Origin of the sequence: Pseudarthrobacter sp. LT1 (assembly GCF_035621795.1) — a bacterium.
Classification (GTDB): domain Bacteria; phylum Actinomycetota; class Actinomycetes; order Actinomycetales; family Micrococcaceae; genus Arthrobacter.
Map to the genome: position 1 here is coordinate 65521 of NZ_CP141830.1, position 24295 is coordinate 89815.

Here is a 24295-nt window from a genome sequence, read left to right on the forward strand (position 1 = left end):
CTCCGGCTTCACGGCCGGGGCGGGCCCGCGGCCCGCCCCGGCACCTCCACTCAATCTACGTCTGAGAGCAACCATGGACTGGTTCAACACCATCATCCGTACTTTCTTCGACTTCGGCGCTATGGCCGAGGTCCTGCCCCAACTGTTGGCGGTCGGCCTGCTGAACACGCTGATCATCTCCATCGCCGCCACCGTCCTTGGCACGGTGCTGGGGATGGTGGTGGCCGTCATGGGCATCTCACCCTCGAAATGGCTGCGGGTTCCGGCCCGGATCTACACGGACCTCTTCCGGGGCCTGCCGGCCATCCTGACCATCCTGCTGATCGGCCAGGGCTTCGCCCGGCTCAGCCAGTCGATCTTCGGCCCGTCCCCTTACCCGCTGGGCATCATCGCGCTGAGCCTGATCGCCAGCGCCTACATCGGGGAGATCTTCCGCGCCGGCATCCTCAGCGTGGACAAGGGCCAGGGCGAGGCCTGCCGCGCCCTGGGGATGAGCTACGCCAAGTCCATGGCGCTGGTGGTGGTCCCGCAGGGCGTACGCCGGGTCCTGCCGGCCCTGGTGAACCAGTTCATCGCGATCGTCAAGGACTCCTCCCTGGTGTACTTCCTGGGCCTGCTGGTCACCGAACGCGAACTCTTCCGCGTGGGCCAGGACGCCGCCGTGCTCTCCGGCAACCTCTCACCCCTGGTGGCGGCGGGCCTGTTCTACCTGGTGATCACCGTCCCGCTGACACACCTGGTAAACCACTTCGACAACAAGTTCCGCACCGGACGCCGCCGCGCCGCGCCGCCCACCAGCGGCCTGAAAGAAGTCAAGGAACTCGACGCGGCCTCGCCGCTCACCACCGGGAGCAACACATGAACACCCCCACAAAGAACGCCACCACAGCAGGGCCCGCGGAGGCCCCCACATTCCACGGCTCCAGCCTGGAACTGCGCAACGTCACCATGGCATACGGCGACATCGACGTCCTGCGCAACGTCAGCCTCACGGTTACCCCCGGAACAACCACCTGCATCATCGGTCCCTCCGGCTCGGGCAAATCCACCCTCCTGCGGGGCATTAACCGCCTCCACGAACCCAAAAGCGGCGACGTGCTGCTCGCCGGCGACAGCATCCTGGGCACCAACCCGGACACCCTGCGCACCCGCATCGGCATGGTGTTCCAGCACTTCAACCTCTTCCCGGACCATACTGCGGAAGAAAACGTGGCCCTGGCACTCTGGGCCGTGAAGGGCATGCCCAAAGGCCAGGCCATGGATCGCGCCCGTCAACGCCTGGCCGAAGTAGGCCTCGCCGAACGCGCCGACCACAGACCCCGCGACCTCTCCGGCGGCCAGCAGCAGCGCGTCGCCATCGCCCGCGCCCTGGCCATGGAACCCGAAGTCATGCTCTTCGACGAAGCAACCAGCGCCCTGGACCCGGAGCTGGTCAAGGGCGTCCTGAACCTCATGGCGGGCCTGGGCGGCCGCGGCATGACCATGCTGGTGGTCACCCACGAAATGGGCTTCGCCCGCAAAGTCGCCGACCAGGTGGTCTTCATGGACGAAGGCGAAGTGGTTGAAGCCGGAACCCCCACCCAACTCTTCGACAACCCCCGCAGCGAACGCCTTCAACGCTTCCTCTCCGAGGTGCTCTGATGCGTACGGTTACCGCTGCACCCATCCGGACCGCCGTCGTCGGCTTTGGAATCTCCGGAAAGGTCTTCCACGCGCCGCTGATCGCGGCCAACCCGGACTTCTCGCTTGACGTGATCGTGACGGCCCAGCCCGGGCGCGCCGCCGAGGCGGCACGCCTCTACCCACGGGCACGGATCGTTGGAACTCCGGAAGAGCTGTTCGCCCTGTCCGCGGACCTGGACCTGGTCATCCTGGGCACCCCGCCGCACACCCACTTCGGACTGGCCGCGACAGCCATCGCCCACGGCCTGCACGTGGTGGTGGACAAGCCGTTCGTGCCCACGTCCGCCTTGGGTGAGGAGCTGATCAGCAGGGCGGACGACGGCGGGGTGCGGCTCACGGTGTTCCAGAACCGCCGGTGGGATGCGGACTTCCTGACCCTCCGGAAGATCCTGGCCTCGGGAGCGCTGGGGCAGGTCAGCAGCTTCGAATCACGGTTCGAATGGTGGCGGCCGGAAGGGTTTGGGAACTGGCGGGACACCGTGTCCCTCTCCGAGGGCGGCGGCATCCTGCACGACCTGGGAGCCCACCTGATCGACCAGGCCATCCAGTTGTTCGGCCCGGTGGACCGGAGCTACGGCGAGACGGCCAACCGCGGGCCACATCCGGACGCTCCCGACACTGAAGCCTTCGTGTCACTGCTGCACGCCTCCGGAGTCCGCTCCCGGCTGTGGATGAACGGCATGGCCGCCCAGGCGGGGGCCCGCTTCCACGTCCTCGGCTCCGAGGCCGGGTACACCAAGTGGGGCCTTGACGGCCAGGAACCTGCCCTCGCGGCGGGGATGCCGCCGTCGGACGCTGCATATGGCCTCGACCCCCAGGAGTCTTGGGGGCTCCTGGGCATCGATGGTGCAACGTCCCCCGTTCCTGCCCAACGTGGCGCCTACCCCCAGTTTTACGTGCAACTGGCCGCAGCCCTGCGCGGGGAGGGGCCGCTGCCCGTCGACCCCGCCGGTCCCCTCGAAGTACTGAGAGTCATTGAGGGGATCCACGCCCTGGCGTGAGGTACCCCACCCAACTCTTCTCCATTGACGCACCGCTCGCGTCCCATCAGAACCACGAATTCCACAGAAAGGGACTCCAATGTCCTCTGCTCCAGCCACCAAGCGCGTCGCGATCATCGGCGGCGGCATCCTGGGCGTCTCCACCGCCGTACACCTGCTCCGCGAAGGCGCCTCGGTCATCCTGCTGACCGAGCGGGGCCTTGCCAGCGAAGCCAGTGGGCGCTCGCTGTCCTGGCTCAATTCCGCCGGCGAACGGTCAACCCCCTACCACCAGTTGCGGGTGGCCGGCGTGGACCGCTACCGCACGCTCTTCGCCTCCAACCCCCGGCGGGAGTGGCTCCAGTTCGGCGGCGGCCTCATGTGGAACGTGGCCGGCCAGTCTGAAGCGACCGAAGCCCGGCACGCTTACGAGAAGTCCATCGGCTACGACTCCAGGCTGCTCGCTCCGGAAGAGATTGCATCAGCCACCCCCGGCATTGATTCCAGTGCCGTACCGGACAACGCCATCTTCAATCCCGGCGAAGGCTGGGTAAGCCTGCCGGACCTGATCGACTTCCTGATGGAGGAGTTCCACTCACGGGGCGGCGAACTGGTCCTCAACGCCGGCAAGGCCTCTGTCATGGTGGAGGGCGGCCGCACCACCGGGGTGGAGACTGCGGCGGGCGGGACCTACCCTGCCGCCGCGGTCCTGGTGGCGTGCGGCGCCGCGACGCCCGCCGTCGTCCAACCCCTGGGCGTGCACATCCCCAATGGTTCGCCCGTGTCCATGCTGGTGGTGACCAAGCAGGTGCAGCACGACGTCACCGCCGTGATGAACACTCCGCGCGCCGCGCTCCGGCCCAACCCCGGCGGCACGTTCGCGCTGGACCACGACTGGTATGAGGAACACATCACCGAGCACGCGGACGGTTCCTTCACCATTCCGGAAGAAGTGGTGCAGGAACTGGCTGATGAAGCCTCCAGGCTGGTTGCCGGCAATCCGGAACTCAAGCCGGCCTCCTGGAAGATGGGCTACAAGCCGATCCCCGGCGACGGCGAACCCGTCCTGGGGGAACTGGGCCAGGTGCCGGGCTGCTTCGTTGCCTTCACGCACTCCGGCGCCACCCTGGGCCTCATCGCCGGTGAGCTCCTGGCCGGCGAGATCCTGACGGGCCGGAAGCACCCCATGCTGGCAACGTTCCGGCCGGGGCGTTTCTCCTAGTTCTCCAACAGGGAGGGGCGGGGCCGCGGCCCCGCCCCTTCCGCGCACGCGCTGCTGCTCAGGCGCCCAAGTGCCCCGTAAGGCGCCGGTGGAACCTGGTGCTCCGCTCATCGAGGCCTTCAATGGCCACCGCGGCGCCGTGGTGCCCGTACTTGGTTTCGATGGAGTCCAGGGCAGCGACCGTTGACGCGTCCCAGATCTGGGCCCGGCTGAGGTCAATAGTCACCGAAGCGGGATCGTCGGCGTACGCGAAATGCTCCACCAGGTCATTGCTGCTGCCGAAGAACAGCGGTCCCACCACCTCGTAACGCACGCTCCCGCCGTCGCCTGCCAAAGTCCGCTCGACGGTGATGACGTGGGCCACCCGGCGGGCGAACAGCACCATCGCCAGGACGACGCCCACCAGGACGCCGTAGGCAAGGTTGCCCGTGAAGACGACGACGGCCACCGTGACGCCCATGACGATCGTCTCCGGCAGCGGCATCCTTTTCAGGGTGGAGGGCTTCACGCTGTGCCAGTCGACGGTGGTGACAGCCACCACCATCATCACCGCGGCAAGGGCAACCATGGGGATCTGCCCCATGATCGAGCTGAGTCCCGTCACCAAGGCCAGCAGGAACAGTCCGGCCACGAACGTCGAGATCCTGGTGCGGGCCTGGCCTGTCTTCACGTTGAGGACGGTCTGGCCGATCATGGCGCAGCCGGCGATGCCGCCGTAGAACCCGGCGAGGATGTTCGAGACGCCCAGGCCCCAGGACTCGCGGCCCTTGTGCGAGGGGGTCTCCGTAATGTCATCGACCAGTTTCGCCGTGAGGAGGGTTTCCATGAGGCCGACAAACGCCACGCTCAGCGCCGTGGGCAGGACCAGCTTGAAGGTCTCAGCGTCAAACGGAACCAGGAAGGGGGTGATCCCGGGCATCCGGCCCGTGAGGGGACCCTCGTCGGCGACGTTCGGAACGGAGAGGCTCGCAATGATGGCGATCGCCGTGACGACGACGATGGCCACCAAGGGCGACGGGACCACCTTGGTGAAGCGGGGAAGAACGAAGATGATGGCCAGCGTCAGGGCAAACAGGACGTAGGCGAGCCAGGGGACATTGAGGACATGGGGCACCTGCGCCATGAAAATCAGCACGCCCAGGGCGTTGACGAACCCGATCATCACCGATCGCGGGATGAACCGCATCAGGCGGGCAAGCCCGGCCAGGCCGAAGACCACCTGGATCACCCCGGCAAGCAGCACCGCCGGCAGGACGTACTGGACCCCGTGCTCGTGCACCAGCGGGGCGATGACCAGGGCGACGGAGCCAGCTGCCGCCGTTACGACGCCGGGCCGTCCGCCAAGGATGGACATCGCCAGGGCAAGCACGATGGAGGCGACAAGGCTGACCATCGGATCCACCCCGGCCACGATCGAGAACGAAATGACCTCCGGGACGAGCGCAAGGGTGGTGACCATGCCGGCGAGGACTTCGCGTGTCAGCTGCCGCGGAGAGCGCAGCGCGGCCATGACGGTGTTCGGCGGCCGGGTGGGGCGGGGGCGGTCGGCGACGGCCAAGGAGCGGCTCCAGGGACTTGGCTCTCAGGAAAGAGGGGTGGGCAACGTTGTGCGCGCCACGGTGCGCAAGGGTCCAGCCCTGCCATGGAAGACAATTGGGGTGGAGAGAAAAGGCGCCGGTGACTGCCGGCTGCGCATGCAACACTACCCTAACGTGAGGGTTGAGCCCGGATTGGTGACGTGATGGTGAAAGAGATGACCGCCGAAGAAGTGGTGGCCACGATGCATATTGGCGAACTGGCGGACCGTTCGCAGATATCCCTGCGCACCATCCGCCACTACGACGAGGTGGGCCTGCTCAAACCGTCCGGCCGCACCGACGGCGGATTCCGCCTCTACACCGAGCGTGATTTCACGCGCCTGCTGCTGATCCGCAGGATGAAGCCGCTGGGGTTCACGCTCGAGGCCATGGCCGGGCTCTTGAAGGTCATTGACGCATTGGAGGCGGCCGCGCCCGGCGAGGATGTTACGGACATCAGGACTGAGTTGAACGGTTTCATTGAAGAGGCAGCACGGCGCCGTGCGAAGTTGGAGGAACAACTCGGCATGGCCGACGAGTTCCTGGCGCTGCTGCGTGCACGGTAGGGAACCCGCCGCTGTTGCCAAACTGTGCCTTGCCGCCCGGCCATGGCCCCGGGCAGCAGTAAGCACGGCTGATAAAATGACCGGGTTGCAGGGCGGCCCGGAGAGCCGGTGCAACCAGTGCCGTAACAAAGTAGGGGACCACACAATCATGACGGCAGGCGGGTCACACCTTGAGACGTCGGAGAGTTGGCCGGGCAAACCGGTCGACGCCTCCGCGCCCGCCAGGGGCCGCGCCTACCTCGCCACCATCGAAGGTTTCGTCGGCGCCCTCATGATGTTTGTCGGCTCCATCGGCACGGGTTGGATCGCCAACGGCTCGCCCATGATCCGGCAGCCGGTGGTCATCGCGCTCCGCACCGAGGGGTGGGGTGTTGCCGTATCCACCGTGCTGCTGACGGCCGGCGCCATGCTCCTGATGCGCTCCTGGCTGAGGTTGGGCCAGCGGCTGGGGGACTGGGGGCAGTCCTCGTTGCGGTCCGTGGTGGTGGCCATCTCCGCCTGGTCCCTGCCGCTGCTGTTCTGCGTCCCGGTCTTTTCCCGCGACGTCTACGCGTATACCGGCCAGGGCCGCCTGGTCCAGGAGGGCCAGAACCCGTATGAGGTGGGCATTTCCACGCTCAACAACTGGTTTTCGTTGGGCGCCGACCCCGCCTGGGCCGAGAACAGGACCCCCTACGGACCGTACTTCCTGTGGCTGGCACGCGCCGTCGTGGGGCTGACCGGTGCCCAGCCTGACGCGTCAGTCCTGCTCTTCAGGCTCCTGGCCGGCGTCGGCGTCCTGCTCTGCGTCATCTACGTCCCCAAACTGGCCGAACTGCACGGCATCAACGGTGCGCGGGCCCTCTGGATCTCCGTGGCCAACCCGTTGTTCCTCATCAGCTTCATCGCCAGTGCCCACAACGACGCACTCATGGTGGGGCTCGCCGTCGCCGGTGTCTACCTGGCCGCCACGCGCCGCTACCTGCTGGGCATCCTCCTGGTCACCGCCTCCATCGGCATCAAGCCCATCACCGTTCTGCTGCTGCCGTTCATCGGGGTCATGTGGGCGGGCCCCTCCGCTTCCTGGCCGCGCAAGTTCCTGATGTGGGGCGCGACGGCGGGCATCAGCTTTGGCGTGCTGGCCCTCAGCGGCATCCCCTACAACCTCGGCATCGGCTGGACCTGGGCCATCATGGACCCCACCCCCGGCTACACGGGGTACTCCCCGTCGGGCTTCCTGGGCCAGCAGGTGGAGATGCTCGCCAACGCGCTGGGCCTGCCCGGGGGAACGCTGGCCACCTGGCTGAGGACGGTCATGAAGTGGGCCGCGATCGCCCTGGTCCTGCTGCTGATGTTCCGCGGCGACTACTCCCGGGCGGTGCGCCGGATGGCCCTGGCGTTCACCGCCGTGGTGATGCTCTCACCCATCATCCAGCCCTGGTACATCCTGTGGTTCCTGCCGTTCCTCGCGGTCACCGGCATCCGGGACGACTGGCAGATCCGCTCGCTCTACGTGGGCGTGACATTCTTCGTGGTGTTCGGCGCCCAGGACCAGCTCTCTGTCTGGTCCTTCGTGGAACTGCCCATCGACGCGTCCTCCCTGGCGTTCTTCACCGCCCTCGCGTTCACGTTCTACCTGCTGGTGCTGGACGTCCACACCCGGAAACTGCTCATCGAGGGAAAGCCCCTGGACCTGGCCCGGCGCGGGTGGCAGTGGGCCGTGGAGCGGCGGGCGGCACGCCGCACCCGTGCACCCCAGGCCCCCGCCGCCGTCGACCGGTCCGAAAGCCGCTAGCCGGGCGACCGGCCACATAAAAAGCTAGGCTTCCGCCGGCACCCGCGTGGACGTCTTGCGGCCCAGTTCCGCCGTGCGCTTCACCGACCACCACAGCAGCACCACCAGGAGCACGTTGCGGGTGGTGAGGATGGCCGCCATGACCGGGTGGGCGTGGATCAGCGGCGTATAGAACAGCGGGTAAATCACGAACGTGGTCATGGCGATGCCCATCAGCAGGGCAGCGGGTACCTTCCAGCGCTCCCAGTCGTGGGTCAGGCCGGCGATGATCACCGGAGCCAGCCAGATGATGAACTGCGGCGAGCCCACCTTGTTGAACACGATGAACGCGGTGACCATCATGAGGGAGCCCTCGAGGAACAACTCCTCGCGCTCGGCGCCCCGCCGCATGGCACGCACCAGCAGGATGGCAGCGGTCACGGCGGCGAGGACCAGCAGCGGCTGCATCAGGAAAGCTGCAGTACTGGCTCCGGGGCCGTAAACCTCGGTGGAGTTGATGGCCGTGTTGTCCGCCATTTTGGAACCGGCGATGTGGAAGACGCTCAGCCAGACCCACGGTGTGGAGAAGGTGGCCTCGAGCTGCATGCCGCGCTCGCCCTGGTTGAGCAGGAAGTCCATGATGTGCGGCAATCCGCCGGCCAGCCAGGTCCCCAGTCCAACGACGGCGGTCACGGCGGCGCCGGCGAGCACCACCTGGATGCGCTTGTGGCTGGCGATGACGATGGGTACCAGCACGGCTGCAGGCCACACCTTGATCCAGGTGGCCACGCTGAGCAGGACGCCGGCCACCACGGGCCGCTCGGCCGCGTAGAGCAGCGCGATCAGCACGATGGGTGCGGTGATGCCTTCCACCCGGGCGAAGCTCAGGTAGCCCATGAAGACGGTGAAGAACAGCCACCACCAGGCCGGGGCCACGCCCGTCACCTTCCGCGGGCCGCGGGTGAGGTAGAGCAGGCCGACGGCGTTGAGCGCCGTGATGATCAGGAACCACACCAGCAGGTAGAGGCTTGGCCCGGCGATGTTCGCCAGGAAGATGGGGATCTGCGCCAGCACGGGGTAGACCCAGGGGCTGATCTTCCCGGTCAGGTCCGCCGGGTTGTACCCGGCCGTGGCCCACTGCCGGTACTGCTCGGTGTCGCTGAACGTATCGCCGTTCAGGAAGAAGGACGCCATCCAGCCCAGGAAGTACAAGTGGACGACGGCGAAGCCCCACCACACGCTGGACGGGCGGGCGAACCAGTCCACTACCTTGGCCGGCAGGACTTTGCTGCGGACCGTCACCAAACGGTCAAAGAACCTTGTGGAAATTTCAGGTCTCCTTGAGCGCGGGGGCGGGTGCGGGGGTCTTCTTGCCCAGTGAATACAGGCGGCGGACGCTCCACAGGAACAGGACCACCAGCAGGACGTTGCGGATGGTCAGCACCAGTGCCATCCACGGGTTGTTGTGGCTGAGGGCGTCGTAGAAGAGGGGGTAGATGAAGTAAGTGGCCACGGCGATCGCGATCAGCATCAGTGCCGGGACGCGCCATTCGCGCCAGCTGTGCGCCAGGCCGACGGCGACGGCGGGGCCCAGCCACACCATGAACTGGGGCGAACCCACCTTGTTGAAGACCACGAAGGCGGCGGCCAGGGCGAGGGCGCCGGCGAGAAGCAGCTCGGTCCGGTCCACGCCGCCTGCCACCTTGTGCTGCTTGCCGTTGTGGAGCGCCCAGAAGGCCAGGCCCGCCACGAGCAGGGCGGCCAGGACCAGGAGCGGCTGCATCAGCACGGACATGGTGGCGGTGCCCGGACCGTCCACCTGCATGGAGTTGATGTCCGTGTTCATGTACATGCGGGAGCCGCCCACGTTCAGGACGGACAGCCAGAGCCACGGGGTGGTGAAGGTGGCCTCGAGCTGCATGCCGCGGTCGCCCTGCTGGGTGAGGAAGTTCAGGAGCTTGGGGACGGTGCCAAGGGCTGCTGCCAGCGCAACGACGCCCGCCGTCGTCGCGATTCCTGCCAGCACCACCAGCAGGCGGTTCTTGACGACGGCGAAGAGGGCCAGCATGATGGCCGCCGGCCAGACCTTCACCCAGGTGCCGATGGCCAGCAGGACCGAGGCGATGAACGGGCGCTGGACGCCGTATGCCAGGGCAACGAGGACCAGCGGTGCGGTGAGGCCGTCAACGCGGGCGAATCCCAGCCAGCCCATGAGGAACGTAAAGGCCAGCCACCACCAGCCCGCGGGGATGGCGTTGGTGATGCGGCCGCGTCCGGTGAGTTTCAGCAGCGCCCAGCCGTTGAGGAGCGTTGTCATGAGGACCCAGAGGAAGAAGAACGGTCCAGGACCTGCGAGGCCCGCAATGGCCATGGGGATCAGGGCCAGGATGGGATAAACCCAGGGGCTGGGGCCGCCCCGGAGGTTGGCGTCGTTGAAGCCGGCCATGGCCCAGTCGCGGTAGATAAAGGTGTCGCTGAATGCCTCACCGCGCAGGGAGAGTGAAGCTGCGAAGACCAGGAAGACAAGGTGGACCACAATGAAGCCGCCCAGCAGTCCGCGCCCGGAATTCAGTGAACTCCGCACGGGAGTGGGGAGGATGACATTGCGGATCCTGGTCAGATTGCCGAAGAGAGCGTCGGTGGAAATGGCGGAATCCTTGTCAGGTCGTTGCACAGTCAGCGGTCGCGCAATAATGGCTCGGTGGGCCGCGAGGCGGGTTTCAAAGGCAGATGGAAGCCCCGAAAACCGGCTCCCACTCCCTTTCAACTCTAATTGACGGCGCCCTGCGGCCAGTAATTGTCAGGACAAATGGTGGTGCGCAAGGCGCTGACCTGCGTCATTTATCTAAAGTTGCTGGCCCATTTTTGCTCAGGCACCATGGTCGAGGCGCGAAAGCGCCGACCGCCTATGCAGCCAGGGGGAGCGCTGGGCGGAGTATGCCCACCCATCCCCTGAAAGACACAGGCAATATCCATGAACTTCCCCCTGACCCTTACCGTCTCCGACCGCCACAGCATGGACACCGAGCTCGACGCCGCGGTCGCAGCCGCCAAGGCCCACGCATTGATCGGCCGCCGCCACGGAATCCTGGTGACCCGCCATGGCGCTGACAAGTTCACGGTGGACCTCAGTGACGCCGTCCCCTTCGGCCTCACCCGCGAACACCAGGCCTGGTAGGCCCCTTCAGTCGGCGGCTGGCATAGCCGGCCCCCGAACTTAGACTGCCCCTGACGGCGGTGCTTTGGCGCCGCCGTCAGTGCCGGCGTCGCCCGTTTAGCCCGTCTAGCTGCCGGTGCTGCTGTCCCCGTCGCCGCCCACGCGGTTGCTGCGCTGCTGCAGCCGGTCGATGTGCTTTGACGCCTCCGCCTTGCTCAGGTCCGCCGGAAGTTCCTCCCCTGCCTCGCGTGCAAGGGTATCGAGGTAGCTGCGCTGGGCCGCCGTCATGGGCTCGTCCCCGGTCACCCAGTCTTCCGGGTCCCTGTTGAGGCCTGCGTTGGGTTCCGGTTCCGGGCTGCCGATCGTTTCCTGGTTGCTGTCGCTCATGGGTACGAGTCTAGGCCGGGGCGCAGACATTCCGCCGGAGCGTGCGTGCTGGAATGCCTCCCCTTGAATAAGTCGGGGAATCATGGAGACGTTGAGTAGGTAGACGCCAGACACCAACGCAGCCAGGAGAATGACTCGATGGATACCAAGCTCAAAGTCGCAGTGCTCGGGACGGGAATCATGGGAGCGGCCATGGCCCGGAACCTCCTGCGGGCGGGCCACGAGGTTTCGGTGTGGAACCGGGATGCGGCCAAAACGGAACCCCTGGCTGCTGACGGCGCCCGGCGTGCCGCCAGCCCGGCCGACGCCGTTGAGGCGGCCGACGTGGTCCTGACCATGCTCTACGACGCCGCCGCGGTGGAAGAAGTCGTTCGGGCTGCAGCCTCGGGCTTCCGGCCGGGCACGGCCTGGGTCCAGTCCACCACCGTGGGTGTGCAGGACGCGCCCGCTGTGGCCAAACTGGCCGCGGAGCTCGGCCTGGACCTGGTGGAGGCGCCTGTGTCCGGCACCCGCGCGCCCGCGGAAGCCGGCCAGCTTCTGGTGCTGGCCGCCGGGCCTGACGCGGTGCGACGGCGGGTGGCACCGGTGCTGGATGCCATTGGCGCCCGGACCATCTGGACAGGGCAGGACCCCGCGGAAGGGTCCGCCGCACGGCTCAAACTCGTGGTGAACAGCTGGGTTATTGCCGCCTCCAATGCGGCCGGCGAGGTGGTTGCCCTGGCTGAGGCGCTCGGCGTCGATCCGCAGCAGTTCCTCAACGTGATCGACGGCGGCGGTCTGGACCTTCCCTACCTGCGGACCAAGATGGGCCTCATTTTGGATGAGGGACTCGAGCCTGCGTCCTTCGCCGTGGACACCGCCTGCAAGGATGCACACCTGATCGTCGATGCCGCCGCTGAGCAGGGCCTGAAGCTTGACGGCGCCGAAGCGTTCGCCGCCAGGCTGGACCGGGTGGCAGAACAGGGCCGTGCCAAGCAGGACATGGCTGCGGCGTACTTCGCGAGCCGGTAGCAGGGACGTCCCGGCGGCTCCACAGCAGGCCGGATAGCGCTTGCCCGTTGACGTAACGCACGTCACCTTCTATATTTGATGAATCGATTCAAGAGCTGACGCACAAGCCCCTCTCCGGCGGTTTGCGGCGCAGACACCGCCACAACTGTTTCCAGCGGTTCCGGTTCCTTGCCAAAGAAGACGAAGGACAAGCACATGAGCACCACCCCAACCCGCGTGGCCCCTTCCAGCCCAGCTGCCGGTGCGGTTTTGCGGGATCCGAAGAAGGCGGCCATGAGCGGCTGGATCGGAAGTGCCCTTGAGTACTACGACTTCGCGCTGTACTCGCTGGCCGCCACGCTGATCTTCCCCACCATCTTCTTTCCCGCGGAAAACCCCACCGTCGGAATCATCGCCTCCCTTGCAACCTACGCGGTGGGCTACGTCTCCCGCCCGGTAGGCGCCGTCGTCCTCGGCGCCTACGGGGACCGGCACGGGCGCAAGAAAGTGCTCGTCTTCGCCATGCTGCTCATGGGCTTCGCAACCTTCGCGGTCGGGCTCCTGCCCACCTACGGGCAAGTGGGCCTCCTCGCCCCCGCCCTGCTGGTGATCCTCCGCCTGATCCAGGGCTTCGCGGTGGCCGGCGAACTCGGCGGTGCCAGCGCGATGATCGTCGAACACTCGCCGGACGCCCGGCGCGGCTTCTTCGCCAGCTTCAGCCTCCAGGGCACACAGGTGGGGTCAATCCTGGCCACCGCCGTCCTGCTGCCGCTCGCCGCCCTCCTCCCGGCTGACCAGTTCGGTGCCTGGGGCTGGCGCATCCCCTTCCTGCTCAGCGCCGTCGTCATTTTTGCCGGCTACCTCATCCGCCGCCGGGTGACCGAGCCCCCTGCCTACACCGCGGGTACCGAGGGAACCAAACACCGCTTTCCGCTCGCCGAGCTCCTGCGCACCCGGCCGGGCGCACTGCTCCGCTGCATCCTCATGACCTTCACCAACGTCATCGGCATGGCCACCCTGATCTTCGGCGTCTCCTTTGCCACCCAGAAGGGCTACGGCAACGGCTTCTCCAGCAGCGAGTTCCTGTGGGTGACGCTGGTGGCCAATATCGCGGCCGTGGCCACCATTCCGGTGTTCGGCGCGCTCTCGGACAGGATCGGCCGGCGGATGCTGATGGCGGCCGGCGGCGTTATCGGCGGCGTCCTGGTGACCGGATACCTGTGGGCGATCGAGCAGGGGAGCCTCCCGCTGGTCTTCGTCTGCGTGGTCATCGTGCAGGGCATCTTCTTCCAGATGTGGAACGCCACGTTCGCCACGTTCTTCCAGGAGCAGTTCCCCATGCGGATCCGGGTAACCGGCTTCGCTGTCTCGCAGAACATCGGACTCATGATCGCGTCGTTCTTCCCGAGTATCTTCACCGCCATCGCTCCTCCCGGCTCGGCCAACATCCCCCTGACCATCGGGCTGGTCACGCTCGGCATCTGCCTGGTCTCCGCGGTGGCCACCCTCATGTCCTCCGACACCAAGGGCACGTCTCTCGAGGACCTCGAGGCGCAAAAGACCGGACGAATCGCAGGCCGCGTTTAGGTCCGCAGTCAACCAGCCAGAAGGAGGGGCAGCGCGTGCTGCCCCTCCTTCTTCGTGGGCCGGGCCTATGCCCCGGGCAGGGCGGCATGCACGCAATGACGATTTGTATAGATGTATACAAGTATGATGACTGGCGGAGGTACAAACGATGCCAGAGTCACCCGCCCGGAACACCGGCGCACACTTTGTCTACCAGGAACTCAAACGCCGGATCCTGAGCCTTGAGCTGAAGCCGGGGGAGCGCATCTACGAACCGGCGATGGCGTCGGCGCTGCAGGTGAGCCGCACGCCGCTGCGCGAGGCCATCCGGCGCCTCATCAGCGAGGACCTGCTGGAACAACAGCCCACAGGCGGGGTGCTGGTGCCGGCCCTGGATGAAGCTGCCCTATCAGAACTGTATGAGGTCCGCGCGGCAATGGAATCCCTGATGGCCCGCAACGCCTGCCTGAAAGCGACGCCCGCTGATATCGAAGCCTTGCACGGCATCCTTCAACGTAACGCCGCCATGGTCACGTTCGCCGACGATGCCATGCAGCAGGGCATGGCATTGCATGCCAAAATCGCCGCGATCGCCGGAAACTCGTGGGCCCGCCGTTTCCACGGTCAGATTTCCAGCCACATGGAGCGGTACCGGCACTTCACCAACAGCACGCAGGAGCGCCGGGACCAGGCCCTGGCCCAGCACCGGACCCTGGTGGATGCAGTGGCCGGCGGCGAGCCGGACAAGGCTGCCGCCATCGCGTTCGATCACGTGATGGGCGCCCGGGACGCCGCGGTGCGGGCCATCTCCGGCACCGCCACAACCGGCGCATGATCGGTGAACTCGGACGGCGCACGTCCACGGCCCTGCTGGTCCATTCCGCGCTCATCCAGGCCGTCACGTTCCTGGTCCGCCCGGCAGCCACCTACCGGGCATTGGAGCTGGACGTTCCCGGCTTCGCCCTGGGGCTGCTGGCCGCCAGCTACGCCGTCTTTCCGCTGCTGCTCGCCGTGCCCACGGGCGGCCTGGTGGACCGCCTGGGTGAGCGCCGGCTCATGGCGATCGGGTCCGCCGTCGTCCTTTCCTGCTCGGTCTTCCTGCTGCTGTGGGGCTCCTCGATCGTGGCCCTGGTCATCGGAACCGCGCTGCTGGGCGCCGGGCAACTGGCCTGCGTTGTGGGGCAGCAGGCGGTGGTGGCCAACAATGCCGCCTCGTCCCGGATGGATTCCGCGTTCGGATACCTGACGTTCGCCGCGTCCCTGGGGCAGGCGCTGGGGCCGTTGGCGATTTCCCTGGTGGGCGGCGCTTCCGTCCGTCCCGATACCCAGGCGATCTTCCTCCTTTCGGTCGTCATGAGCCTGGTGCTGTTCGCCACTACCTTTGTTGTCCCGGCCCACGTCAGCGCCGGGAAAAGGAAGGCCGTTTCCGCCGGTACGGGCAGCGCGGTATCGCTCCTGAAGTCGCCCGGCGTGGCGCGAGCCCTCGCCACCAGCGCCACCGTCCTGGCCGTGGTGGACCTGACCATGGTCTACCTGCCGGCCCTCGGCGCCGACCGTGGACTCACCGCGGCAACCGTGGGCGCCATGCTGACGGTCCGCGCCGTCTTCTCCATGGTGTCGCGGCTCCTGCTGGGCCGGGTGTCCCGGAGGATCGGCCGGATGCGGCTGCTGGTAGTGAGCCTGGCCCTGTCCACCGCGGCGCTGGCAGCCGCAGCCATTCCCATGCCGGCGTGGCTGCTCTTCATTGTGATGGCCCTGCTGGGGCTGGGCCTGGGCATCGGCCAGCCGCTGACCATGTCGTGGCTTTCGGCGCAGGCACCGGCCGGGCAGCGCGGCCGGGCGCTGGCCCTCCGGCTCGCCGGCAACCGGGTGGGACAGGTGGTCCTGCCCAGTGCCATCGGCGTCGTTGCCGCCGGACTGGGCGCGGGCGGCGTGTTCCTGGCGTCAGCCGTCGTGGTGGGCGGGACGCTCCTGCTGCTCCGCGGCGTGCAGCTGGACTAGCGCGTCCGCGCGTCACGCCGGGCATCCTTTCAGGCAACGCACGACGGCGGGTCCCCGGGTTTCCGGGGTTTCCCCGCCTATGGTGGGCCGAAAGCCTGCCGTGCGTGATACCGTCGGCCGTCTTTTAGCGGCGGCGGACGGCGGGGTCAGTAGACGGAGCCCTCCAGCAGCTCAGAGAGCCGGCCGGCGGCGCGGCGCAGCTCGGGGACCCCGGCTTTCAAGGTCGCCTCACTGGCCGCTTCCACTGGGCTGGTGAGCGAGATCGATTCGGTGGGCCGGCCCGTCCGGTTGGGCACGGCCATGGCCACTGACAGGACGCCCGTGGCACGCTCATCGGCGGAGAACGCGAAGTCGGTTCCCGGCGCGGGGAGCCGCGCGCGCAGTTCCTTTGCCGTCAGGTCCGCGTCTTCCTGGCCGGCTGCCGCGGCTGCCGCCACCGCCTGCTGAAGTTCGTCATCGGACGCCGATGCGAGCAGGATCTTTCCTGCAGCGCCGAGCGTCAGGGGCAGCCGCTTGCCAAGCGGGAGGTCGTAGCGGAGGGGCGCCTCGCCGTCGACGCGGGCCACCAGGATGCGCTCGAAGCCGAGCCGTGAGTACAGCGACGCCGTCAGTCCGGTCTGCGAGGCCACCTGCTGCAGGACGGGGCGGGCGGCGACCACCAGGGGATCGTTCTCCAGGAAGCTCCGTGCGGCGGGCAGGACGGCGGGACCAATCCGGTAGGACTTATCCGTCTGGCTCACCATTCCGAAATCCTGCAGCACCCGGAGGATCCTCAGCGTGGTGGGCAGGCTCATGCCGCAGTTCCGCGCCAAGTCACTGAGCCGCTGCGGCCGTTCGGCCCGCTGCAGTTCGGCGAAGACCTCCATGGCCCTCGAGAGGGAGCGCATATTCGAGGACTTGGGGCCCTCTTCTGCCGTGCCGGCCGTACTGGAAGTCGTCATAGCCATTCTTTCATTCTATGTAAGTTTCTTGCGCTTGACAGTCCTTGTGTCTCCTGTCACTATTTCTCAGTACGCAATATAGTTTCATTCTATGAAATGCAATGACGCGCTGTGAAAAGGAAACTCATGACAACGGAGTCAGTCACGACAAAAGCAGGGAGCACCATCCGGGTCGCGCCCGGTGTGCTGGCGGGGATCGGCGCCTTCGCCGCCGTCGGCGTCTATGTCTTGGTCAGCTCGGTCGGCCTGGGGCTCTGGACCTCACTCGGCCCGGGCGCCGGAATGTTCCCCTTCGCGATGGGGACGCTGCTGGTGGCGATGTCGGCCGTCTGGCTCCTCCAGGAACTCCGCAGGCCCAGCGCCAGGGGTGCGGGCGTGGACAAGGAGGTGGTCATCTCCGTCGTGACCAGCCTCGTCATCCTGGCGGCCGTGATGGACCTGCTGGGCTTCCAGCTGAGCATGTTCGCGTTCCTGCTCTACCACCTGAAGATCCGTGGACGCCGGACGTGGGTGCCCTCACTGATCATCGCCCTGGCGGGAAGCGTCGGCGCCTTTTACGCCTTCAACTACGGACTGAACGTGGCCCTTCCCGTCTCGGCATTTACTCCGCTGAACCTGATCGGACTCTAGGCATGGAAACCCTCAACGAACTGCTTGGCGGCTTTGCCACCGCCATGACCTGGCAAAACCTGCTGTTTGCCTTCCTCGGCTGCCTGCTCGGCACCATCATCGGCGTCCTGCCCGGCGTCGGACCCGTCGCGGGCGTGGCACTGCTCATCCCACTGACGCTCAACCTCGACCCCGCAGGGTCCATCATCATGCTGTGTGCCATCTTCTACGGCACCCAGTACGGCGGAACCATTACCAGTGTCCTGCTGAACACTCCCGGCGAAGCCTCCTCAGCCATCACCACTATCGACGGCTATGCCATGACAAAGATGGGGAGGGCCGGAGCGGCGCTGACGCTGGCCGCCGTCGGCTCCTTCATCGGCGGCACCATCGCCACCGTCGGCTTGGTCGCCGCTGCCAAGCCGCTCGGCGAGATGGGCCTGCTGGTCGGGCCGCCCGAATTCTTCGCGCTCATGGTGGTCGGCATCTCACTGCTGGTCGCATTGGCTGGAAAGTCCATGGTCAAGGCCCTGATCTCCGGCGCCCTGGGCCTGCTGATCTCCATGGTGGGCATCGATCCCGTGGCTGGAGCGCCGCGCTTCACCTTTGGCATCGACAACCTGATGGACGGGGTCAGCTTCGTCGCCGTCATCGTCGGCGTCTTCGGGCTCTCCGAAATCCTCTCCTTCCGCCGGAACGAGCCCACCCCGGTGGTGCATGCCCCCGGTTTCCGGCAGCTGTTCCCATCCAGGACCGAATGGCGCCGCAGTGCACCCGCCATGGCCCGTGGCACGGGCGTCGGCTTCGGCCTGGGCCTCATTCCCGGCATGACCGGCTCCGTGTCCTCGCTCCTTTCCTACGCCACGGAGAAGAGGTTCTCCCGGTTCCGCAATGAACTCGGCAAGGGGGCCGTCGAAGGCGTCGCCGGTCCGGAGACCGCCAACAATGCCCACGCCAACGCTGCCCTCATCCCGCTGTTCACCCTTGGCATCCCCGCCTCGCCCACCATCGCCGTGCTGATGGGCGCGTTCCTGCAGCAGGGCCTCACCCCGGGACCCAGCCTGTTCACGGAACATTCGGAGATCGCCTGGGCCATCATCGCCAGCCTCTTCATCGGAAACGTCCTGCTGCTGCTGCTGAACGTCCCGCTCGTGGGCCTGTGGACCTCCATCCTCCGCGTGCCCACCCCGATCCTGACCGCAGTGATCCTCGTGTTCATGGTCATCGGGGCCTACACCATCAACTTCAGCGTCTTCGATGTCTACGTCATGATCGGCTTCGGCCTCCTTGGCCTGGCATTGCGGAACCTCGACATTCCGCTGGCCCCGATGGTGCTCACCCTGGTGCTGGGGCCGCTGATGGAACGCTCCCTGCGCGAATCCCTGGAAATATCCCAGGGCGACTTCACCGTCTTCACCAGCCGTCCCATCTCCGCCGTGCTGATCGGCCTTGGCCTGCTCATCATCTGCAGCCCCCTGCTCAAACTCCGCAAACCCAAGGCCCTCATGGAGGACCCGGAAGCCTGATTCCCCACCACAACCCACATTTCCCGCACCGCTTCAAAGGAGAAGAACCATGTCACGCAAGAAGATCTTCGCAGCCGTCGCAGCAGCGTCCCTGCTCGCCCTCACCGGCTGCGGCGCCAACGCCGGAGCCAGCAACTCCGCCGCAGCCGCCGGCGACTTCCCAAAGAAAGGCAAGTCAATCGACCTGATCGTCGCCTTCTCTTCGGGCGGCGCCGTGGACACCGCCGCCAGGCTCATCCAGCCGGTCCTCGAAAAGGAACTCGGCACCAACGTTGAGGTCATCAACAAGCCCGGTGCCGGCGGCCAGATCGGCTACACCGCCCTGACCAGCGCCAAGCCGGACGGCTACACCATCGGCGCCACGGGATCCCCCTCGGTGGTGGTCTCACCCCTGGATCCGGCCCGCGGCGCGAAGTACACCAGGGACAGCTTCCAGCCACTGGGCCGGCAGGTGATCGACCCCACCGTCATCGCCGTCCAGCCGGACAGTCCCTACCAGACCCTGAAAGAGCTGCTGGAAGCGGTCAAGGCCAAGCCGAAGTCACTCACCGCCAGCACCACCGGCATCCAGACCGGCGAACACTTCGCCCTGGCCCAGATCCAGGAGAGCACCGGCTCGGAGTTCGCACCGGTCCACTTCTCGGAGGGGGCCTCGCAGGCCACCACCGCGTTCCTGGGTAAGCACGTAGACGTCCTGGTGGCCAACGTGAGCGACGTGAACGACCTCAGCAAGCAGGGCAAGGCGCGGGTGCTGGGCGTCATGTCCGGGGACCGCGCCCCCTCGCTGCCGGACATCCCCACGTTCAAGGAATCCGGCTACGACCTGACCGCCGGGACCGCCCGCGGCTACTCCGCTCCCGCAGGGCTCCCTGCTGACGTTGCCAAGAAGCTCGAAGCCGCCATCGAGAAGGCCATCGAGGACCCCGCCGTGGTGCAGAAGATGAAGGACCTGGGCCTGCAGACCAGCTACCTCAACGGCACCGACTACCAGAAGTTCTGGGCAGGCCAGGAAGACGACTTCAAGAAGGTCCTTCCGCTGGTCCAGAAAAAAGACTGACCCACAGCTCCTAAGGAACCGACCATGACAACTCCAGCCATTGACACCAGCGCCGACTTTGCCCGCCCCGACCAGGGGATCGTGGACCGGCTCGCCAAGCTGCCCGCTGCCAATATCGGTGACGCCATGGACCGGCTCGGCGTCGCGGACTCCGCCATCCAGGCCGTGTGGCCCGGTGCGAAGCTGGCCGGACCGGCGTTCACCGTATGGACCCGTCCCGGCGACAACAAGGGCATCCACGCTGCCCTGCAGCTGGCCCGTCCCGGAGACGTCATTGTGGTCGCCGGCGGCGCCGATGAAACCCGCGCCCTCCTTGGTGAACTGATCGGGGAGCGCGCCATCAACCTCGGCGTCGCTGGCTTCGCGCTGGACGGAGCAGCGCGCGACGCCGAGGCGCTGGGTGAGATCGGCATGCCGGTCTTCGCGCGGGCTACTTCGCCCGCCGGCCCCTACAAGGACGGCCCCTTCAGGCTGGGAACCGCCGTCGCCTTCGGCGGCGTCCCCGTCCTGCCAGGCGATGTCATTGTCGGTGACTCCGACGGCGTGGTGGTCGTCCCCCGGGAGCAGGCCGCCGCCGTCGCCGAAGCCGCCGAAGCGGTGTTCGCGGACGAGTCCGGCCGCCGCCAGGCAATCGTCGCCGCCCGCAACTGAACCGCACCACCCCCACAACGTCCCAGAAGGAACAGAGCAAATCATGACAGCGTGCACCGTCATTGGCCTCGGCGAAGCCGGAGCCACCTATGCCGCAGCGCTCGCAGCTGCGGGCCACCAGGTCACCGGGTTCGATCCCGTGGCCCCCACCACCCCGGAGGGCGTGATTCGGGTGGCCACCGCGGCCGAAGCATGTACCGGGGCTGACATCGTCCTGGTGATGACCGGCGCTGCCGCGGCACGCAGCGTGGCGCAGGAGTGCCTGCCGGTCCTTGGCGCCGGCAGTGTCTATGCCGACTTCACATCCTCCTCCCCGGGCGTCATGCAGGAACTTGGACAGCTGCCCACCAAGGCCGGCTTTGCCGACGTCGCCATCCTTGGCCCGGTCTCCGCGCTGGGGGAAAAGACTCCGCTGATGGTGAGCGGTCCAGGCGCCCAGGCCGTTGCCGGCCTGCTGCGTCCCCTCGGCGTGCAGGTTGAAATCGCCGAGGGCGAGCCTGGATCGGCGATGGCCCACAAACTCCTGCGCAGCGTCCTCATGAAGGGCCTGGCATCCGTGGTGGTGGAAGCGGTCACGGCCGGTAAGGCAGCCGGCCTGGAGGACTGGATCCGGGGCCAGATCGCGAACCAGCTGGCAGGCGACGGCCAGGCTGTCATTGACAGGTTCCTCACCGGAACCGCCAAGCACGCCGTCCGCCGCTCCAAGGAAATGCAGGACACCGCCAGCTACCTCTCGGACCTCGGCGTCCCGGCCGAGATGACCACCGCCTCCGCCGCCGCCCTTGCCCGGATGACGCAGGACACGGAGCCGGCCTTGCGCTGACCGCGCAGCAGGGCACAATCAGGAACGGGAAATACGTGATTTCAACAGCAACCGGCATTCCGCCGTCAGGAGCAGCAGCATGATCGGCATCTGGGCACTGGGCGCCTACCTTGCCGTCATCCTGCTTTGGACGACTGCAATCAAGCGCAGCGTGGGGGAGGCCATGATCCTGGGCTTCCTGGTGGTCCTGCCGTTTACCGGGGCCGCCGCGGCGCAGGTTGGGTGGTCGGCCTTCTATTCGGCGGCGACCGACGAGATTGTCTACGCCACCATGGCATTCGTCTTCATGGGCTACCTGTTGGATAAGGGCGGCGTGCTGGATCGGCTGATCGACCTGCTGAACTCGCTGATCGGCGGAGTTAAGGGCGGTCCGGCCTGGGTCTCCACGGTAGCCTCCGCAGGCCTGGGCGGAGTGGTCCACAACCAGGCGGCCATCGCCGCGACGGTGGGCTCAGTGACCATTCCCTGGATGGAAAAGTCCAGGCTCGACAAGCCTGCTGCCGCAACCCTCGTGGCCGGGAACGCCGGCATGGGCATCACCTTTCCGTTCAGTGCCTCCATGTTCGTCCTGGTCGGTTCCGCCACGGTGGGGCCCCTGCTGGACATCAACGCCCTCGTCCTTCCCCTGCTGTTCGGCGGCCTGTGGTGTTTCCTGCACCGGCTCATCGTCACCTGGATGCTCATCAGGAAGAGCGGGATGGCGCCGCTCGACGCCGCCCACCGCCTGTCTGTCCGGGCCGCCTTCGGCCAGGGGTGGGCCACGCTCCTGCTGTTCGTCGTCGTCGCCATTCCCCTGGCCATCACCTCCGGGTTCCTCACCCCGGCGCTCTCGGACTGGACCGGCGGTGACGTCAGCAAGTCCGTCAGCGTCATCGTCTGGATCCCGGTGGTCCTCCTCATCACCGGTGCGCTGTTGGGCAGGAAGCAGCTGCCCCGCACCGGGCGCGACTGGGGAAACCTGCTGCAGGGCTCGGCTCCGCGGTTCGGCATCGTGGGCGTCACCGTGCTCTTCGCCTTCGCCGGAGCCAACGCTCTGGCCGCCACCGGCCTTCCCAAGCAAATGACCGCCCTGCTGAACGGGATGAACCTTCCCCTCTGGCTGCTCGCCATCCTGATCGGGCTGATCGTCATCGCTGTCGCGGCCCCGCTGTCCGCCACGGCCACCATGGCCGCCGTCGGAACGGTCGGCGTCGCCGCCCTCGTCGCGGCCGGTGTTCCGGCCACCACCGCGGCCGTGGCTGTCCTGGTGTTCTCCTCCTGCGAGGCCGCGGTCCCGCCCGGCGGGGCACCGCTCTATGTTGCCTGCGGCATCGCGGACGTCAACCCCATCAAGACCTTCGCCCGCCTGCTCACCCACTATGCGCTGCCCCTGCTGGTCATCGGCGTGCTGATCATCCTCGGCGTCCTGCCGATCTAAGGAACCACCATGAACACATCCCGCAGGATCACCGGAACCGTCTTCACCCTCACCCTCGCAGTCCTCCTCATCGGCGGCGTCCTGTTCGTGGCCGGGCAGGCCGCGGGCCTTGTGGCCGGGCAAAACGGCTGGCTCGAGTTCTTCAACAACGTCATCAAACCGCCCCTCTGCATTGCCGCATCGGCGTGCGCGGTGGCAGGCTTCCTGCTCAGCTACGGGCAGCCCCGGAAAGAGGCCGGGGAGAAACAGGAAGCAACCAGCCGATGACTGCCCACAAACCATTTCCCACCTTCGCGGAACTCCTGGCGAGGGAGGGCAACCTGGCGGGAACATCCTGGGGCCTCTTTCCGGCCCCGGACAGGGGTACACCGTCCTTCATCACCCCCGCGGCCGTCCTGGAAGCCAGGAACAGCATCCGGACCGGCACCGTGTTCGGGTTGGACTATCCCGCTGACGCCTTTGATCCGGGCATGTCGCTCAAACGCGGTGCGCCCCGGCACACCATGTACTCCTCCCATCCGGCCCACCGGGACGACTATCTGGACGGGTACTTCCTCCAGGGATCGACCCAGATTGACGGGCTCCGGCACCGCCGGGCCGATGACGTGGGGTTCTACAACGGCGTCCCGGACCACCGGATCACCGAAGGCACCCGGGACCTGGGGATCCAGGAATGGGCCGAACATCCCATCACTGGCCGGGGCATCCTGGTGGACCTCGACGGATTCCGGAACGGCCTGGGCCAGCCCATAGACCACGCAGCCGGGGAACCTTTGGGCCTTGACCTGCTCCATGCGGCCCTGGAGTCCCAGTCCCTGGCCACCCGTCCCGGCGACATCCTCATGCTCCACACCGGGTGGTGCGAATGGTTCCTCGCGCTGGATCCGGGGGAGAAGCAGCGGCTCCGTGAGAGCCGGAAGGCAACGGGCGTGGCGCAGTCGCAGGAGTTCGTGGCCTGGGCGTGGGACAGCCGGTTTGCCGTGATTGCCGCCGACAACTTTGCCTTCGAGTGCCTCCCCGCGGTCCCGGGAAGCCCCTACCGGGAGTCCGCGTTCAACGACCACGGCATGATGCACCAGCAGCTCCTGGCCAAGCTTGGCCTGCCCCTGGGCGAGCTGTGGCGGCTCGGCCCGCTGGCTCGGCACATGCGCAGCACGGGCAGGTGGGACGCGTTCATCACCATCAAGCCGCTGAACATCACCGGCGGCACCGGCTCCCCGGCCAACGCCACCGCCATCGTGTGAGCTGAGGCCGCGCCGCGTCACGCCGGGCATGCTTTCAGGCAACGCACGACGGCGGGATCCCGGGTTTCCGGGGCTTCCCCGCCTATGGTGGGCCGAAAGCGTGCCGGGCGTGACGCCGTCGGCCGCCACAACACCCGGTTCCACT

Annotated in this window: 24 protein-coding genes; 19 read left to right on the forward strand and 5 right to left on the reverse strand. The window is 67.0% G+C overall.

Annotation, left to right across the window (positions count from 1 at the left end; all coding sequences use genetic code 11):
• The first annotated feature begins 73 nt into the window (after window positions 1–73).
• The 4 genes from VIK36_RS00340 to VIK36_RS00355 all read left to right on the forward strand — a co-directional run bounded on the left by VIK36_RS00340 (window position 74) and on the right by VIK36_RS00355 (window position 3885).
• Window positions 74–862: an amino acid ABC transporter permease gene (locus VIK36_RS00340; protein ID WP_159634867.1), complete on the forward strand. Its 789-nt coding sequence runs from the start codon at window positions 74–76 to the stop codon at window positions 860–862.
• Entirely contained in the window at window positions 859–1641 is a 783-nt protein-coding gene (locus tag VIK36_RS00345) for an amino acid ABC transporter ATP-binding protein (RefSeq protein WP_324643663.1), read from the forward strand. The genes VIK36_RS00340 and VIK36_RS00345 overlap by 4 nt, the downstream gene beginning before the upstream one ends.
• Window positions 1641–2684 carry a Gfo/Idh/MocA family oxidoreductase gene (locus VIK36_RS00350; RefSeq protein ID WP_324643664.1) on the forward strand — a complete coding sequence of 348 codons (1044 nt, stop codon included), beginning with the start codon at window positions 1641–1643 and terminating at the stop codon, window positions 2682–2684. The genes VIK36_RS00345 and VIK36_RS00350 overlap by 1 nt, the downstream gene beginning before the upstream one ends.
• Window positions 2685–2763: 79 nt before the next feature.
• Window positions 2764–3885 (forward strand): FAD-binding oxidoreductase, encoded by a 1122-nt coding sequence (locus tag VIK36_RS00355; RefSeq protein ID WP_324643665.1) that lies wholly within the window; start codon window positions 2764–2766, stop codon window positions 3883–3885.
• Between the two features lie 58 nt (window positions 3886–3943).
• Here VIK36_RS00355 and VIK36_RS00360 read toward each other — a convergent pair whose 3' ends face one another.
• The gene (locus VIK36_RS00360; protein ID WP_324643666.1) at window positions 3944–5443 is read right to left on the reverse strand and encodes a SulP family inorganic anion transporter; all 1500 of its coding nucleotides are present in this window, start codon (window positions 5441–5443) and stop codon (window positions 3944–3946) included.
• 183 nt (window positions 5444–5626) lie between these two features.
• Here VIK36_RS00360 and VIK36_RS00365 point away from each other — a divergent pair, with 183 nt between their 5' ends.
• On the forward strand, window positions 5627–6028 hold the full coding sequence (locus VIK36_RS00365; protein WP_324643667.1) for a MerR family transcriptional regulator: 402 nt from the start codon (window positions 5627–5629) through the stop codon (window positions 6026–6028).
• Between the two features lie 148 nt (window positions 6029–6176).
• Complete coding sequence (gene mptB, locus VIK36_RS00370) at window positions 6177–7802, forward strand: polyprenol phosphomannose-dependent alpha 1,6 mannosyltransferase MptB (protein WP_324643668.1); 1626 nt, start codon at window positions 6177–6179, stop codon at window positions 7800–7802.
• 24 nt (window positions 7803–7826) lie between these two features.
• On the opposite strand, the gene VIK36_RS00375 is transcribed toward mptB, so the two are convergent.
• Complete coding sequence (locus VIK36_RS00375) at window positions 7827–9083, reverse strand: glycosyltransferase 87 family protein (protein ID WP_324643669.1); 1257 nt, start codon at window positions 9081–9083, stop codon at window positions 7827–7829.
• Window positions 9084–9111: 28 nt separating this feature from the next.
• Window positions 9112–10455: a glycosyltransferase family 87 protein gene (locus tag VIK36_RS00380; protein WP_420716236.1), complete on the reverse strand. Its 1344-nt coding sequence runs from the start codon at window positions 10453–10455 to the stop codon at window positions 9112–9114.
• Between the two features lie 300 nt (window positions 10456–10755).
• Here VIK36_RS00380 and VIK36_RS00385 point away from each other — a divergent pair, with 300 nt between their 5' ends.
• Window positions 10756–10959, forward strand: a complete 204-nt coding sequence (locus VIK36_RS00385) for a hypothetical protein (RefSeq protein WP_159634846.1) — start codon at window positions 10756–10758, stop codon at window positions 10957–10959.
• Window positions 10960–11064: 105 nt separating this feature from the next.
• Here VIK36_RS00385 and VIK36_RS00390 read toward each other — a convergent pair whose 3' ends face one another.
• Window positions 11065–11325 (reverse strand): DUF3072 domain-containing protein, encoded by a 261-nt coding sequence (locus VIK36_RS00390; RefSeq protein WP_255173891.1) that lies wholly within the window; start codon window positions 11323–11325, stop codon window positions 11065–11067.
• A gap of 138 nt (window positions 11326–11463) precedes the next feature.
• Here VIK36_RS00390 and VIK36_RS00395 point away from each other — a divergent pair, with 138 nt between their 5' ends.
• The 4 genes from VIK36_RS00395 (at window position 11464) to VIK36_RS00410 (ending at window position 15882) form a co-directional block, all read left to right on the forward strand.
• Window positions 11464–12336, forward strand: coding sequence for an NAD(P)-dependent oxidoreductase (locus VIK36_RS00395; protein ID WP_255173892.1), 873 nt, complete (start codon window positions 11464–11466; stop codon window positions 12334–12336).
• 195 nt (window positions 12337–12531) lie between these two features.
• Entirely contained in the window at window positions 12532–13902 is a 1371-nt protein-coding gene (locus VIK36_RS00400; protein ID WP_324643670.1) for an MFS transporter, read from the forward strand.
• A 148-nt stretch (window positions 13903–14050) separates the two neighbouring features.
• Window positions 14051–14716, forward strand: coding sequence for a GntR family transcriptional regulator (locus tag VIK36_RS00405; RefSeq protein WP_324643671.1), 666 nt, complete (start codon window positions 14051–14053; stop codon window positions 14714–14716).
• Window positions 14713–15882 carry an MFS transporter gene (locus VIK36_RS00410; RefSeq protein WP_324643672.1) on the forward strand — a complete coding sequence of 390 codons (1170 nt, stop codon included), beginning with the start codon at window positions 14713–14715 and terminating at the stop codon, window positions 15880–15882. The genes VIK36_RS00405 and VIK36_RS00410 overlap by 4 nt, the downstream gene beginning before the upstream one ends.
• Window positions 15883–16028: 146 nt before the next feature.
• On the opposite strand, the gene VIK36_RS00415 is transcribed toward VIK36_RS00410, so the two are convergent.
• Window positions 16029–16829 carry an IclR family transcriptional regulator gene (locus VIK36_RS00415; RefSeq protein WP_324643673.1) on the reverse strand — a complete coding sequence of 267 codons (801 nt, stop codon included), beginning with the start codon at window positions 16827–16829 and terminating at the stop codon, window positions 16029–16031.
• A 120-nt stretch (window positions 16830–16949) separates the two neighbouring features.
• On the opposite strand from VIK36_RS00415, the gene VIK36_RS00420 reads away from it, so the two are divergent.
• The 8 genes from VIK36_RS00420 (at window position 16950) to VIK36_RS00455 (ending at window position 24150) form a co-directional block, all read left to right on the forward strand.
• On the forward strand, window positions 16950–17453 hold the full coding sequence (locus VIK36_RS00420; RefSeq protein WP_255173907.1) for a tripartite tricarboxylate transporter TctB family protein: 504 nt from the start codon (window positions 16950–16952) through the stop codon (window positions 17451–17453).
• Between the two features lie 2 nt (window positions 17454–17455).
• A complete protein-coding gene (locus tag VIK36_RS00425) occupies window positions 17456–18958 on the forward strand; it encodes a tripartite tricarboxylate transporter permease (RefSeq protein WP_324643674.1) in 1503 nt (500 codons plus the stop codon).
• A gap of 49 nt (window positions 18959–19007) precedes the next feature.
• A complete protein-coding gene (locus tag VIK36_RS00430) occupies window positions 19008–20015 on the forward strand; it encodes a tripartite tricarboxylate transporter substrate binding protein (protein ID WP_324643675.1) in 1008 nt (335 codons plus the stop codon).
• 24 nt (window positions 20016–20039) lie between these two features.
• Window positions 20040–20666 carry a methyltransferase gene (locus tag VIK36_RS00435; protein ID WP_324643676.1) on the forward strand — a complete coding sequence of 209 codons (627 nt, stop codon included), beginning with the start codon at window positions 20040–20042 and terminating at the stop codon, window positions 20664–20666.
• A gap of 43 nt (window positions 20667–20709) precedes the next feature.
• Complete coding sequence (locus VIK36_RS00440; protein WP_255173911.1) at window positions 20710–21489, forward strand: NAD(P)-dependent oxidoreductase; 780 nt, start codon at window positions 20710–20712, stop codon at window positions 21487–21489.
• A gap of 79 nt (window positions 21490–21568) precedes the next feature.
• On the forward strand, window positions 21569–22906 hold the full coding sequence (locus tag VIK36_RS00445) for a TRAP transporter large permease subunit (RefSeq protein WP_255173912.1): 1338 nt from the start codon (window positions 21569–21571) through the stop codon (window positions 22904–22906).
• Window positions 22907–22915: 9 nt separating this feature from the next.
• Entirely contained in the window at window positions 22916–23173 is a 258-nt protein-coding gene (locus VIK36_RS00450) for a hypothetical protein (protein WP_255173913.1), read from the forward strand.
• Window positions 23170–24150, forward strand: coding sequence for a cyclase family protein (locus tag VIK36_RS00455; RefSeq protein ID WP_255173914.1), 981 nt, complete (start codon window positions 23170–23172; stop codon window positions 24148–24150). Before VIK36_RS00450 ends, VIK36_RS00455 begins: the two co-directional genes overlap by 4 nt.
• Window positions 24151–24295: the final 145 nt, after the last annotated feature.

What these genes read in the sequence shown, in the direction of transcription:
- VIK36_RS00405 (WP_324643671.1), top strand. Translation starts at nt 14,051, where the DNA reads ATGCCAGAGTCACCCGCCCGGAACACCGGCGCACACTTTGTCTACCAG.
- VIK36_RS00455 (WP_255173914.1), top strand. Translation starts at nt 23,170, where the DNA reads ATGACTGCCCACAAACCATTTCCCACCTTCGCGGAACTCCTGGCGAGG.
- VIK36_RS00430 (WP_324643675.1), top strand. Translation starts at nt 19,008, where the DNA reads ATGTCACGCAAGAAGATCTTCGCAGCCGTCGCAGCAGCGTCCCTGCTC.
- VIK36_RS00450 (WP_255173913.1), top strand. Translation starts at nt 22,916, where the DNA reads ATGAACACATCCCGCAGGATCACCGGAACCGTCTTCACCCTCACCCTC.
- VIK36_RS00390 (WP_255173891.1), bottom strand. Translation starts at nt 11,325, where the DNA reads ATGAGCGACAGCAACCAGGAAACGATCGGCAGCCCGGAACCGGAACCC.
- VIK36_RS00385 (WP_159634846.1), top strand. Translation starts at nt 10,756, where the DNA reads ATGAACTTCCCCCTGACCCTTACCGTCTCCGACCGCCACAGCATGGAC.
- VIK36_RS00355 (WP_324643665.1), top strand. Translation starts at nt 2,764, where the DNA reads ATGTCCTCTGCTCCAGCCACCAAGCGCGTCGCGATCATCGGCGGCGGC.
- VIK36_RS00420 (WP_255173907.1), top strand. Translation starts at nt 16,950, where the DNA reads ATGACAACGGAGTCAGTCACGACAAAAGCAGGGAGCACCATCCGGGTC.
- VIK36_RS00340 (WP_159634867.1), top strand. Translation starts at nt 74, where the DNA reads ATGGACTGGTTCAACACCATCATCCGTACTTTCTTCGACTTCGGCGCT.
- mptB (WP_324643668.1), top strand. Translation starts at nt 6,177, where the DNA reads ATGACGGCAGGCGGGTCACACCTTGAGACGTCGGAGAGTTGGCCGGGC.
- VIK36_RS00440 (WP_255173911.1), top strand. Translation starts at nt 20,710, where the DNA reads ATGACAGCGTGCACCGTCATTGGCCTCGGCGAAGCCGGAGCCACCTAT.
- VIK36_RS00445 (WP_255173912.1), top strand. Translation starts at nt 21,569, where the DNA reads ATGATCGGCATCTGGGCACTGGGCGCCTACCTTGCCGTCATCCTGCTT.
- VIK36_RS00425 (WP_324643674.1), top strand. Translation starts at nt 17,456, where the DNA reads ATGGAAACCCTCAACGAACTGCTTGGCGGCTTTGCCACCGCCATGACC.
- VIK36_RS00435 (WP_324643676.1), top strand. Translation starts at nt 20,040, where the DNA reads ATGACAACTCCAGCCATTGACACCAGCGCCGACTTTGCCCGCCCCGAC.
- VIK36_RS00395 (WP_255173892.1), top strand. Translation starts at nt 11,464, where the DNA reads ATGGATACCAAGCTCAAAGTCGCAGTGCTCGGGACGGGAATCATGGGA.
- VIK36_RS00365 (WP_324643667.1), top strand. Translation starts at nt 5,627, where the DNA reads ATGGTGAAAGAGATGACCGCCGAAGAAGTGGTGGCCACGATGCATATT.
- VIK36_RS00400 (WP_324643670.1), top strand. Translation starts at nt 12,532, where the DNA reads ATGAGCACCACCCCAACCCGCGTGGCCCCTTCCAGCCCAGCTGCCGGT.
- VIK36_RS00410 (WP_324643672.1), top strand. Translation starts at nt 14,713, where the DNA reads ATGATCGGTGAACTCGGACGGCGCACGTCCACGGCCCTGCTGGTCCAT.
- VIK36_RS00345 (WP_324643663.1), top strand. Translation starts at nt 859, where the DNA reads ATGAACACCCCCACAAAGAACGCCACCACAGCAGGGCCCGCGGAGGCC.
- VIK36_RS00415 (WP_324643673.1), bottom strand. Translation starts at nt 16,829, where the DNA reads ATGGCTATGACGACTTCCAGTACGGCCGGCACGGCAGAAGAGGGCCCC.
- VIK36_RS00350 (WP_324643664.1), top strand. Translation starts at nt 1,641, where the DNA reads ATGCGTACGGTTACCGCTGCACCCATCCGGACCGCCGTCGTCGGCTTT.